Source organism: Ruegeria sp. BA12, from assembly GCF_056539625.1.
In genome coordinates this window covers 657,965-670,927 of sequence record NZ_JBQFVF010000001.1, presented here as the reverse complement: position 1 = coordinate 670,927, position 12,963 = coordinate 657,965, and the positions used below count along the sequence as shown (strand labels likewise).

Genomic DNA, 12,963 nt, shown 5'->3' with positions numbered 1-12,963 from the left:
CACCGGGGGCTTTTTCTATCCGGCCAGTGACGGCAGGTAGAGGACGATGGCCGGGAACGCCACAAGCAACGCGATGGTAATCGCGTCGGCGATGAAGAACGGTGTCACGCCTTTGAAGACGTCTTGAACGCTCAGGTCCGGGCGCACGCCAGCGACGACAAAGCAGTTCAGGCCAATCGGCGGCGTGATCAGGCAGAATTCGGCCATTTTCACAACCAGAATACCGAACCAGATCGCACACATCGGCCCCGACATGCCAAAGGCGCTTTCAGCGGCGCTGACGGCTTCCCCACCGTTCAGAGCCATGACGGCCGGGTACACGACCGGTAGCGTCAGCAGCAGCATTCCGATGGCATCCATGAACATGCCCAACACCGCATAGGCCAGCAGGATGCAAATCAGGATCAGCATCGGCGACATCTCAAGCGAGGTGATCCAGTCCGAAAACGCGCCCGGCAGGTCGGCGAAACCAAGGAACCGCACGTAGATCAGCACGCCCCAGATGATCGAAAAGATCATCGCGGTCAGTTTGGCGGTTTCAAGCAACGCGGATTTCAGCTCGGTCCAGCGCATGCCGTGGAACAGGGCAAAGCAGAAGACAATGAAGGCACCGATAGCACCACCCTCGGTTGGTGTGCCCCAGGCCTTTTCTCCGAACGGGTTATAGACAAAGCAGATGATGATCAGGATCACAGCCACAATCGGCAAGGCACCGGGCAAGGACGCAAAGCGCTGTTTCCATGTAAACCCCGTGACCGGAGGCCCAACGGATTTGAAAATCACCGCTATTCCTACAATAAGCAGGCCATAGATAACTGCCGAAAACGCCCCGGGGATGAACCCGGCCAACAGTAGCTTACCCACGTCCTGTTCAACGATGATGGCATAGATCACAAGAATGGCCGAAGGCGGGATCAGAGAGGCCAGCGTACCCCCGGCAGCAACGACTCCGGCAGCGAATTGCTTGTTGTAACCGACTTTCAGCATCTCGGGGATGGCGATGCGGGCGAAAACCGCGGATGTGGCGACCGACGCGCCCGACACGGCGGCAAACCCGGCTGTCGCGAACACGGTCGAAACTGCCAGCCCACCCGGCACCCACGCCACCCAACGTTTGGCCGCCTCGAACAATGCCTTGGTCAGGCCCGCGTAATAGGCCAAGTATCCGATCAGGATAAAGGTTGGGATCAGGCTGAGCGTATGGGCGGCCACCTTGGAATGCGGCACCTGCCCGGCCGTTTTCACGGCAACTGTTAAGGCTTTGCCAAACCGGTCGGGGTCATATCCGAATTTGGCCCAGAAGATCCACACCAGCCCGACCAACCCGGCCAGCCCAGCAGCAAAGGCGACCCGCATCCCTGTGACGACCAATACAAGCAGGCCACCCGTGACCCACAGACCAATATCTATTGTGTCCATGCGTTAGTCCTGCCCTTCGAATTGCTCGGCCTCGGCAGCGGCCTGCGCCGCCGCATCCTGGATCAACGGCACGGCCACCGGATGTTCGAGCCCCAGCACAAAAGCACGCCCATATCCCCAGACCTGCAACACCAGCCGCGCGCACAGGACCGAAAACGCCACTGGCGCCAGCAGCTTGGCAGGCCAAAGCGGAATGCCGATGTCAATTGAACTGTCACGGCTCCAGAGCGGTGCGCCAAAATCAAAAGAGCGGTCGAAATGGGACCAACTGCCCCAGACCAGTGCCAGCATAAGCACAAGGATCAAAACTACCGAGATCAGTTCGAACAGCCACAGCGCCCGCCCGTGCAGACGCGCGATTACGATATCCATTCGGATATGACCGCCTTCACGCTGCACGTATGAGATTCCAAGGAAGGCAATTAGCGGCATGGCCTGTTCGATCCAGTCCACATAGCCGGGCAAAGGCGCGTTAATCGCGTTGCGGCCACTGACCGAAACCACCGCAAGCACCATAAGGCCAAAAACGGCCAGCCCGCTGATCAATGCCAAAAACTGCTCTAACCTCAAGAGCTGACGATCAAGCCAACTGAGCCGACTGCCGTCCTCAAGCACCGTGGCTTGTCCTGCCATTCCGGTGATCCCCTGTTTTTTGATGAGTGTCCGGGTGCCCGGTCAGGCACCCGGAAAAGGAACTCAGTTTCCGCCGCGCTGTTGCTTCAGCGTAGCTTGAACCAGATCATAGAGGTCCTGCGCTGGCAGACCCTGTGCGGACATATCCGCAATCCACTGTTCACGGATCGGATCGGCTGCCTTAGCACGGAATTCTTCAAGAACGGCATCGTCGATCTCAACTTTTTCAACGCCCTTCTCAGACAAAACGCTATCCCACTGCTCAAGCAGCCCGCCGTAGTTCGCTAGGTAATGGTCAATCGCCTCGTCGATCGAACTGTTCAGCGCCTCCTTGTGCTCCGCAGGCAGCGCTTCATAGGCTTCGATATTCACCACCACCGGGCAGTTGACCGTGCCGGGGTTCAGGTTCGCGGTCCACCAGTCGGCTTCATTGATGGTGCCGAAAGACAGGTGAGCGTGTTGGGCAAAGGCAACCGTGTCGACCACACCCGATTCCATCGCGTTGAACGCTTCTGTTGCCGGGACAGAGGTTGGCACACCGCCCACAGCCTCGAACGCCTGCCCCAGGCCACCAGTGGCACGTACACGCATCCCGTCAAAATCCGCCAATTCGTCGCGCGGATCACCGGTGCCGACCAGGTTGTACTGCGGCATTGGTGAGGTCATGATGATGCGCGCGTTCCATTGCGCCATCTCATCCTTAACGGCCGGGTGATCGTAGACCGCGTGGCTGACAGCCACTTCTTCGTCCAGATTGTTCACACCTAGGAACGGCAGCTCAAGCACGGTGATCGCGCGGTTCTTGTCGCGGTGATACCCGGCGCAGAATTGAGCCATTTCAAAAGCACCGATTTCAATCCCGTCCAGATTTTCCTTGGGCTTTGACAGGCCACCATAACTGACGTTGATGGTGAACTCTCCATCTGTCTTTTCACTCACCAGTTCGGACAACTTTTCAACATGTTCAGTAAAGGCGCGCCGCTTGCCCCAAACCGAAGCATTCCATTCGGTTGCCGCAGCCTCCGAGACGAATGCAACACCCAAGGCGGCGACGGCCGCGCCGCTCAACATCTTTTTCATCGTGATTTCTCCCTTTGTTGCGCTTCTTTTGCAAGCGCTTGCGTTCAAAGCTAGCGCCAACATTGATGTGTGCCAACCCCGGACAAATTCACCAAACACCAGAAGACAGCGCTAACAACCAATAGGTGTATCCAAGATTCAAAAATTGCGGTTGATCATCTGCATCCACCAATCAAAATTTCATGACACTTACTATTTTGGTTTTATTTGCTTTTTTGAAATTTTTAGTAGTTTTATTTACTATTATCTGCGCCCTAACAAAATTTCTTTACAAACAAATCTAAAGATATCGGTAATTTATTTAATTGTTTTCATTTTCGCTTATTATTTGACGTGGGGAGGAAACGGGTCGACATCGCCCGTTCCGCGGGCAAGATTTGGCCCAGTGAAATAAAGTCCAGAGGGAGGAGCCTCAGAATGACAACCGCTGCTCAAGCAGATGCCAAGGTCTATCCGCCATCCGCAGAAACCGTTGCCCGCGCCCATGTCGATGCCGACGCATACACCCAGATGTACAACGCCTCGATCGAAAATCCTGTGGCGTTCTGGGATGAGCAAGGCAAGCGAGTAGATTGGATCAAACCGTATACACAAGTCAAAGATGTCAGCTATGATTTCGGCTCGGTTGGAATAAACTGGTATGCCGACGGCACACTGAATGTGGCAGCCAACTGTCTGGATCGCCATCTGAAAACACGCGGCGACCAGACCGCGATCATCTGGGAGCCGGATGACCCGAACGACGACGCCCAGCACATAACCTATGCCGAGCTGCACCGCCGCACCTGCCGAATGGCCAATATTCTGGAATCTCTGGGCGTTCGCAAAGGTGACCGGGTGGTGATCTATCTGCCGATGATCCCCGAGGCAGCCTATGCGATGCTGGCCTGTGCGCGTATTGGCGCGATCCATTCCATCGTATTCGCGGGCTTTTCGCCCGACGCGCTGGCAGCGCGGATCAACGGCTGCGATGCCAAGGTGGTTATCACGGCGGATGAGGCCCCGCGCGGCGGTCGCAAGACCCCTCTTAAGTCCAATGCGGATGCCGCTCTGCTGCACTGTAAAGACACCGTGAAATGTCTGGTGGTCAAGCGCACCGGCGGCCAGACCACATGGGTTGACGGCCGCGATTTCGATTACAACGAAATGGCGCTTGAAGCGGATGACTATTGCGCGCCCGCCGAGATGAACGCCGAAGACCCTTTGTTCATCCTGTATACTTCCGGATCAACCGGTCAGCCCAAAGGCGTGGTGCATACCACTGGTGGCTATCTGGTCTACGCAGCCATGACGCATCAGATCACCTTCGATTACCACGATGGCGACATCTATTGGTGTACCGCAGACGTAGGCTGGGTCACCGGCCACAGCTATATCGTCTATGGCCCGCTGGCCAATGGTGCGACGACCCTGATGTTCGAAGGCGTGCCGACCTACCCCGACGCTGGCCGTTTTTGGGAAGTCTGCGCCAAGCACAAGGTAAACCAGTTCTATACCGCCCCCACGGCGATCCGCGCATTGATGGGTCAGGGTACCGAATGGGTCGAAAAGCACGATCTGAGCGATCTGAAAGTGCTGGGCACCGTGGGTGAACCGATCAACCCCGAAGCGTGGAACTGGTATAACGAGGTTGTCGGCCAGGGCAATTGCCCCATCGTCGACACATGGTGGCAGACCGAAACCGGCGGTCACCTGATGACCCCCCTGCCCGGCGCACATGCGATGAAGCCCGGCTCGGCGATGAAGCCGTTCTTTGGAATTCAGCCTGTCGTTCTTGACCCGCAATCGGGTGTCGAAATCACAGGAAACGGGGTCGAGGGTGTGCTGTGCATCAAAGACAGCTGGCCCGGACAGATGCGCACCGTCTGGGGCGATCACGAGCGGTTCGAGAAAACCTATTTTGCCGACTACAAAGGCTATTACTTCACGGGCGACGGTTGCCGCCGGGATGAGGATGGCGACTACTGGATCACTGGCCGCGTCGATGACGTGATCAACGTCTCGGGCCACCGTATGGGTACGGCCGAGGTAGAAAGCGCGCTGGTGGCGCACGCCGCCGTGGCCGAAGCTGCTGTTGTCGGTTATCCCCATGATATCAAAGGGCAAGGCATTTATTGCTATGTTACTCTGATGAACGATCGCGAGCCTTCGGATGAGCTTCTGAAAGAGCTGCGCACTTGGGTTCGCACAGAAATTGGCCCGATTGCCAGCCCCGATGTGATCCAATGGGCCCCCGGCCTGCCCAAGACCCGTTCCGGCAAAATCATGCGCCGTATCCTGCGCAAAATCGCCGAAAACGACTTTGGCTCGCTGGGTGATACTTCGACCTTGGCCGATCCGTCGGTGGTCGAAGATCTGATCGAAAACCGCGCAAGTAAGTGAGGATGTGATGGACGCTGCCACGACCACCACCCCCGCCGTTCTGATCCTTCTCGGCCCTCCGGGCGCCGGGAAGGGCACGCAGGCGCGGATGCTCGAAGACACGTTCGGGCTTATACAACTCAGCACCGGCGACCTGTTGCGCGCCGCCGTTGCCGCCGAGACCGAGGCCGGACTTGCTGCAAAGGCCGTTATGGAAGCTGGCGATCTGGTCAGCGACGAGATCGTCATCGCTATCTTGCGCGATCGGCTGGATGAACCGGACTGCGCCAAAGGCGTCATTCTGGACGGCTTCCCGCGTACGACCGTGCAGGCCGAGGCGCTGGACGGTTTGCTGTCGGAGAACGGCCAGAAAATCAGCGCCGCAATCAGCCTTGAGGTCGAGGACGCCGAAATGGTCACCCGCATCTCGGGCCGTTATACCTGCGCAGGCTGTGGTGAAGGGTTTCATGACACGTTCAAGGTCCCCGCGGTCGAGGGCAAATGCGACAAATGCGGCCATACCGAGTTCAAACGCCGCGCCGACGACAACGCCGAAACCGTTGCCTCGCGCCTTGCTGCCTATCACGCCCAAACCGCGCCGCTGATCACTTACTATGAATCCCACGGTGTTCTGCAACGCACTAACGCAATGGGCAAGATCGAAGACATCGCGAGCGACCTCAAGGATATCGTGGGTGGCGCGATGAGTTAAGGGGAGGAGAAAAGCCCCCCAAGGCTTTGATCCAACAAGAGAATACTTCAATGGACCCGCCTTGGCGGACCAGAGGAGTCTTGCCTGACATCATGCTGGTGCCAGGCACAATCGAGAAGCGGCCCACGTCACTGGAGGAGTTGGGCACGGGCCGCCCAACGAGGAAGCGAAGGAGGAACCCGCAATGGCGGATCAATCAACAAACTCCGCGCAGGCTGCCGAGGCCGACAAGGGCTATTGGCAGGCCAACCTGCGTCTCATCTACATCAGCCTCGTGATCTGGGCGCTGGTGTCTTTTGGATTCGGCATTCTGCTGCGTCCGCTGCTGTCCGGTATCGCCGTTGGCGGCACCGATCTGGGCTTTTGGTTCGCTCAGCAGGGATCAATCCTGGTCTTTCTGGTGCTGATCTTCAACTACGCCTGGCGCATGAACAAGCTGGACGCCGAATACGGCGTGGATGAGGAGTAAACCCCATGGACCAGTTTACTATCAACCTGCTGTTTGTCGGCGCGTCCTTTGCGCTGTACATCGGTATCGCGATCTGGGCCCGGGCGGGTTCCACATCGGAATTTTACGCCGCCGGTCGCGGCGTTCACCCGGTCACCAACGGTATGGCAACAGCGGCCGACTGGATGTCGGCGGCTTCGTTCATCTCGATGGCGGGTCTGATTGCCTTTACCGGCTATGACAACTCGACCTTCCTGATGGGGTGGACCGGTGGCTACGTGCTGCTGGCACTGTTGCTTGCGCCTTACTTGCGTAAATTCGGCAAATACACCGTATCGGAATTCATCGGCGACCGCTTCTACAGCCAGACCGCACGTATCGTAGCGGTGATCTGTCTGATCGTGGCCTCTGTGACTTACGTAATCGGTCAGATGACCGGCGTTGGCGTGGCCTTTGGCCGCTTCCTCGAGGTGTCCAACACATCCGGTCTGCTGATCGGTGCCTGTGTCGTGTTTGCTTACGCGGTGTTCGGAGGGATGAAGGGTGTGACCTATACTCAGGTCGCTCAGTACTGCGTGCTGATCACAGCCTATACCATCCCGGCAATCTTTATCTCGCTGCAGCTGACCGGCACGCCGATTCCAGCGCTGGGTCTTTTCAGTGATACCGCCAGTGGTGAGCCTCTGCTGACCAAGCTGGACGCAATCGTGACCGAGCTGGGCTTTGCCGACTACACAGCGCACCATTCGAACACGTTGAACATGGTGTTGTTCACGTTGTCGCTGATGATCGGTACTGCTGGTCTGCCGCACGTGATCATGCGCTTCTTCACCGTGCCTCGCGTGGCTGACGCCCGTTGGTCGGCTGGCTGGACGCTGGTCTTCATCGCGCTGCTGTATCTGACCGCCCCTGCGGTTGGCGCAATGGCCCGCCTGAACATCACCGACATGATGTGGCCCAATGGTGGCATCGAAGGTGGTGCCGTTTCGGTCGAGGAAATCGACACGGATCCGCGTTATGACTGGATGCAGACATGGCAGAAAACCGGGCTGCTGGATTGGGAAGACAAGAACGGCGACGGTAAAATCCAGTACTACAACGATCAGAATGCAGACATGCAGGTGCTTGCCGAAGAAAAAGGCTGGGTGGGTAACGAGTTGACAAAGTTCAACCGCGACATCCTGGTTTTGGCCAACCCCGAGATCGCCAACCTGCCAGGTTGGGTGATCGGTCTGGTCGCGGCCGGTGGTCTTGCAGCTGCTCTGTCGACCGCTGCGGGTCTGTTGCTGGCGATCTCGTCGGCTGTGTCCCACGACCTTGTCAAAGGCGCGATCAACCCGCAGATCTCGGAAAAAGGAGAGCTTATGGCGGCGCGGATCGCAATGGCCGTGGCCATCGTTGTTGCAACCTATCTGGGTCTGAACCCACCGGGCTTTGCAGCGCAAACTGTGGCCTTGGCCTTCGGTCTGGCGGCAGCCTCGATCTTCCCGGCGCTGATGATGGGGATCTTCTCGACCCGCATCAACAACACCGGCGCGGTTGCTGGTATGCTGGCTGGTCTGACCGTGACCCTGGTCTACATCTTCCTGCATAAGGGCTGGCTGTTCATTCCGGGCACCAACTCTTTCACCGATGCTGATCCGCTGCTGGGTCCGATCAAGTCGACCTCGTTCGGTGCAATCGGTGCGATGATCAACTTCGGTGTCGCCTACGTGGTCGCTGGTATGACCAAAGAGACCCCGCAGGAGATCGTGGAATTGGTCGAAAGCGTTCGCATTCCCCGTGGCGCTGGCGCAGCTCAGAATAAATGAGCATGATACGGTAAATGGATAAATTCCATGTGCCGCGTCTTTCGACCAACTGTTCCCGCCCGGCATTTCACCGGGCGGGATTTTTCAAACGGAAACTAAGGAGTGTCTGATGCCCCTGTCCCATGACCAGATCACCCGGTTTCTGAAATCCGTACACCCTTATGACGCCCTGCCGCCCGAGACGCTGGACGATCTCGCCAACCAGATCGAGGTGTGGGAGGTCGACGAAGGGCTACCCGTGTACGAGCTTGGCAACACTCTGCCCGGCATCTTTGTAATCTATGAAGGACAGGTTGAGATCACGGATGAAAACGGCGCTGTCGTTTCGCATCTGGGACTGCGCAATTCCTTTGGCGAGCGCGGACTGCTGAAAGACGGCAAGGCCGCGACCCATGCACACGCGCATACGCCGTCCGTTCTGATGGTTCTGCCCCCCAATGTGGTGCGCGGGCTGATCGACGGCCATGACGTTGTTGCCAATTTCTTCAACCGTACGCGGGGGGAACGGGCCGGCCCACAAAGCCTGGCCACCAGTGCGATTGACGTTCTGATGGCCCACAACCCGGCCACCTGTCCTCCGGACATGCAAGTTCAAAAAGCCGCGCGGGTGATGCGCGATCGCCATATCTCGTCTCTGTGCGTGACCCACGACGACACGCTGCTGGGCATCGCAACGCTGCGGGACGTAGCCGGAAAATACGTGGCGGACAACATGCCCGAAACAACGCCCGTTTCAGCGATCATGACACCTGATCCCGTCACTCTTTCACCCTCCGATATCGGATCGGACGTGTTGCATGTGATGATGGAGCGCGGGATCGGCCATATCCCGATCTGTGAAGGCGGCAAGCTGGTCGGTATCGTCACGCAGACCGATCTGACCCACTATCAGGCCGTAAACTCGGCCGAACTGGTTCGGCGGATCGCTCATGCCAACTCTGCGGGTGAAATGGCACTGGTCACGGCTGAAATTCCTCAACTTCTGGTGCAGCTGGTGGCCAGCGGTAACCGGCATGAGATCGTTACCCGTCTGATCACCGACATCGCCGATACTGTGACCCGCCGTCTGCTGGCGCTGGCAGAAAAGAAATTAGGCCCGCCGCCCGTGCCCTATCTGTGGCTAGCCTGTGGTTCGCAAGGGCGGCAAGAGCAGACCGGCGTATCGGATCAGGACAATTGCCTGATGCTGGACGACAACATGTCTGACGGCGACATGGCCTATTTCAGCGAACTGGCAAAATATGTTTCGGACGGGTTGGACACTTGCGGGTATTTCTATTGCCCGGGCGACATGATGGCGACTAACCCCCGCTGGTGTCAGCCGGTGCGGGTATGGCGGGAATATTTCAACGGCTGGATCGCCAAACCGAACCCCGAGGCGCAAATGCTGGCCTCGGTCATGTTCGACCTGCGCCCCATCGGCGGCGCGTTCGAACTGTTCGAGGATCTGCAAGCCGACACGCTGGCTGCAGCCAACGCGAATTCGATCTTCGTGGCGCACATGATTTCCAATTCATTAAAGCACACGCCCCCGCTCGGCCTGTTACGAGGTTTTGCCACCATCCGCTCGGGCGAACATCGCAACACGCTTGATCTGAAACATAACGGCGTTGTGCCGGTGGTTGATCTGGCCCGCATCTACAGCCTTCAGGGTCAGTTGCCCGAGGCCAACACCCGCGCCCGCTTGAAAGCCGCCGAAGCGGCCCAAGTTCTTAGCCCTTCGGGCGCGCGGGATATTCTGGACGCCTATGACTTGATCGCTGAAACACGGTTGGAACATCAGGTGAGGCTGGTCAAATCCGGCAAAAACCCCGACAACTATCTTCCACCATCGACTTTGTCTGACTTTGAGCGAAGTCATCTGCGAGACGCCTTTGTCGTCGTAAAAACAATGCAGTCGGCGGTGGGCCATGGCAAAGGTATGCTGAACTAGGCAGACCCAAACGGGCGCAAAAGCGTTAAACCAGGAGAAAAACATGTTTCTGGAACTGATCGGCACCATCTTTGCAGGGATCGCCTTTGCTGGAGTGGTGATGGGAGTGAACAAACTGACGGGTGGTCGCCTGCCCCGCTGGGCCGCTCCGGTCGCGGCTGGGTTGGGTATGATCGGCATGACCATCGCCAGCGAGTATTCCTGGTACAACCGAACCACTGAAACGCTGCCGGAAGAAATGGAAATCGTGCAAGAGGTTGAAAGCCGGGCCTTCTATCGCCCGTGGACCTACGCCGTACCGTTCGTCAATCGCTTTGCCGCGATCGACACCGCCTCGGTCCGCACCAACGAGCAGGTGCCGGATCAACGCCTTGTGGACATGTATTTCTTTGGTCGCTGGTCCCCGATCTCGAAACTGCCGGTGGCCGTCGACTGCGCCACCAACAGCCGTGCCAGCCTGGCCGATGGAGCCGAGTTCGGTGACGACGGCCAATTGCTCAATGCCGACTGGCTGACCGTCAACGCCGAGGACCCCATCGTCGAGGCCACCTGCGGAGTGTAACATGCTGACCCGGCTTAGCCTGCGCGTCCGAATTTTTCTGTTCTTCTGCTTGATGGCAGTGGGCGCGCTGGCCGTTAGCTCTGTGGCACTTTGGGTAAGCTATCTGCGTGTCGCTGATCCTGCGTTAGCAAGTGCTTTTATCCTGGCTGAAATCCTTATGGGTTTCGGCTTCATCGCCTTGATCATTGCCGTCTGGCTGCTGTTTGACGACAACGTGGCAAAGCCCATCGAACGTCTATCGGCCCAGCTGCGCGCCCGCGCACATGCGGGCGTAAGCACGGATATGGACATGCAGGCCGCGCGTTATCTGGGCGACCTGGCCCCAGCGGCAGCCGGGTTGGCGGATCAGCTGTCAGGCAAGACCATGGATGTGGCTCAGGCCGTGGCTGCTGAGACTGCGCATCTGTCTGCTGAAAAACAAAGACTGACGGCCCTGCTGACCGAGATTCCGGTGGCGATGGTGCTGGCCAGCCCCACCCACAAAATCGTGCTGTACGATGGGCAGGCCGCCGGAGTGCTGGCCCAAATCGCCCATCCCCGCTTGAACGCCTCGCTTTACGAATACCTACAGCCCGTGCCACTGCAACAAGCCTATGAGAAACTGTCAAAATCCGGGCTTGAGGTCGATTGCACCCTGACCAGCATCGACGGCGCGCAAACCTATTCCGCCCGCATGAAGCCGCTGGGCGACGCGCCCGGCTATCTGCTGATATTCGACGAAAGCGCCGCTAATATCGCACCCGAGGCTGCGCGCCCACTGGTATACGACTTTGACTTGCTGAACAGCGCGGTCGCGGGCGAGTTCGAATCTCTCGCCCTTCGCGATCTGTGTTTTGTGGTGTTTGACACCGAAACCACGGGACTACTGCCGCACAAAGACGAAATCGTCCAAATCGGCGCGGTCAGGGTTGTGAATGGACGCATCGTTCAGGGCGAGCGGTTTGATATGTTGGTTGATCCGGGCATGCCGATCCCGCCGGCTTCGACCAAAGTTCATCATATCAGCGACCACATGGTTCAGGGCGCGCCGGATATTGCTGCGGCGGGGCGCACGTTCCACCAATTCGCGCGGGATGCGGTGATCGTGGCCCATAACGCGCCTTTCGATATGGCCTTTCTGCGGCGCCATGCAAAACGCATGGATGTCGACTGGGATCACCCCATCCTCGACACTGTTTTGCTATCCGCCGTCCTGTTCGGCGCCAGCGACAAGCACACCCTGGATGCGTTGTGTGACAGGTTAGAGATTGCCATTCCGCACGACCTGCGCCACACCGCCCTTGGCGACGCTGTCGCCACAGCGCAAGCACTGGTCAAGATGCTGCCGATGCTGCAAGCCCGTGGCATGACAACCTTTGGCGCAGTCATCGAGGCAACCCGTCAGCATGGCCGCCTGCTGGAAGATTTGAACTGAACGTCAAAATATTCGCTCAAGATTCAGCTTTTCATGGACAATTCCGGCAGACCGTGGCACCTGATGCGCGGCCACTGCACGAGCGGACAATGACTGAAAAGACCTTCACCCCAACTCCTGACCAAAGTACCGCTTTTCGCGAAGCGCTGGGGTGTTTCGGAACAGGTGTCACCGTCATCACGACGAACACCGAAAACGGACCGCGTGCGATAACCGTCAACTCGTTTTCATCGGTCTCGCTGGACCCGCCGTTGGTGCTGTGGTGCCTGGCAAAGGACTCGTTCCGGTTCAATTCCTTTAATGCCTGCCAACACTATTCCATTCACGTTATGGCACAGGAACAGCAGGATCAGGCGCTGCGGTTCGCGCGTGATGGGTTGGATTTCTCGCACGTGGATTGGGACGCGGATCACAAAGGCAGACCGCAACTGAACGAGTGTCTGGCCCGGTTCGATTGCCAGTTACATGCCAAGCACGAGGCTGGAGATCACTTGATCCTGGTTGGTGAGGTTGAACAGGTGATGTATCGCACGGGCAAAGGGCTGATCTTCAAACGCGGTCAGTTCGGCGGCTTCGCGGACCTGCTGTAA

11 protein-coding genes are annotated in these 12,963 nt (G+C 58.0%); 8 read left to right on the top strand and 3 right to left on the bottom strand.

What is annotated here, in order from left to right; translation table 11 throughout:
- Nucleotides 1–15: 15 nt before the first annotated feature.
- The 3 genes from ACR0B0_RS03335 to ACR0B0_RS03325 all read right to left on the bottom strand — a co-directional run bounded on the left by ACR0B0_RS03335 (nt 16) and on the right by ACR0B0_RS03325 (nt 3,132).
- Nucleotides 16–1,419 (bottom strand): TRAP transporter large permease, encoded by a 1,404-nt coding sequence (locus ACR0B0_RS03335; RefSeq protein ID WP_170358051.1) that lies wholly within the window; start codon nt 1,417–1,419, stop codon nt 16–18.
- 3 nt (nt 1,420–1,422) lie between these two features.
- Nucleotides 1,423–2,052, bottom strand: a complete 630-nt coding sequence (locus ACR0B0_RS03330) for a TRAP transporter small permease (protein ID WP_170358049.1) — start codon at nt 2,050–2,052, stop codon at nt 1,423–1,425.
- Between the two features lie 63 nt (nt 2,053–2,115).
- Complete coding sequence (locus tag ACR0B0_RS03325) at nt 2,116–3,132, bottom strand: C4-dicarboxylate TRAP transporter substrate-binding protein (protein ID WP_170374932.1); 1,017 nt, start codon at nt 3,130–3,132, stop codon at nt 2,116–2,118.
- A 417-nt stretch (nt 3,133–3,549) separates the two neighbouring features.
- Between ACR0B0_RS03325 and acs the strand changes: the two genes are divergently transcribed.
- The 8 genes from acs (at nt 3,550) to ACR0B0_RS03285 (ending at nt 12,963) form a co-directional block, all read left to right on the top strand.
- Nucleotides 3,550–5,514: an acetate--CoA ligase gene (gene acs, locus ACR0B0_RS03320; RefSeq protein WP_170348426.1), complete on the top strand. Its 1,965-nt coding sequence runs from the start codon at nt 3,550–3,552 to the stop codon at nt 5,512–5,514.
- Nucleotides 5,515–5,521: 7 nt separating this feature from the next.
- On the top strand, nt 5,522–6,205 hold the full coding sequence (locus tag ACR0B0_RS03315; protein WP_480646403.1) for an adenylate kinase: 684 nt from the start codon (nt 5,522–5,524) through the stop codon (nt 6,203–6,205).
- Nucleotides 6,206–6,389: 184 nt separating this feature from the next.
- Nucleotides 6,390–6,674 (top strand): DUF4212 domain-containing protein, encoded by a 285-nt coding sequence (locus tag ACR0B0_RS03310; protein ID WP_170348424.1) that lies wholly within the window; start codon nt 6,390–6,392, stop codon nt 6,672–6,674.
- A 5-nt stretch (nt 6,675–6,679) separates the two neighbouring features.
- On the top strand, nt 6,680–8,464 hold the full coding sequence (locus ACR0B0_RS03305) for a sodium:solute symporter family protein (protein WP_170358045.1): 1,785 nt from the start codon (nt 6,680–6,682) through the stop codon (nt 8,462–8,464).
- Nucleotides 8,465–8,573: 109 nt separating this feature from the next.
- Nucleotides 8,574–10,397 carry a DUF294 nucleotidyltransferase-like domain-containing protein gene (locus tag ACR0B0_RS03300; RefSeq protein WP_480646401.1) on the top strand — a complete coding sequence of 608 codons (1,824 nt, stop codon included), beginning with the start codon at nt 8,574–8,576 and terminating at the stop codon, nt 10,395–10,397.
- A 43-nt stretch (nt 10,398–10,440) separates the two neighbouring features.
- A complete protein-coding gene (locus ACR0B0_RS03295) occupies nt 10,441–10,959 on the top strand; it encodes a hypothetical protein (protein ID WP_480646399.1) in 519 nt (172 codons plus the stop codon).
- Nucleotide 10,960: 1 nt separating this feature from the next.
- Entirely contained in the window at nt 10,961–12,373 is a 1,413-nt protein-coding gene (locus ACR0B0_RS03290) for a 3'-5' exonuclease (protein WP_170348420.1), read from the top strand.
- A gap of 89 nt (nt 12,374–12,462) precedes the next feature.
- A complete protein-coding gene (locus ACR0B0_RS03285; protein WP_480646397.1) occupies nt 12,463–12,963 on the top strand; it encodes a flavin reductase family protein in 501 nt (166 codons plus the stop codon).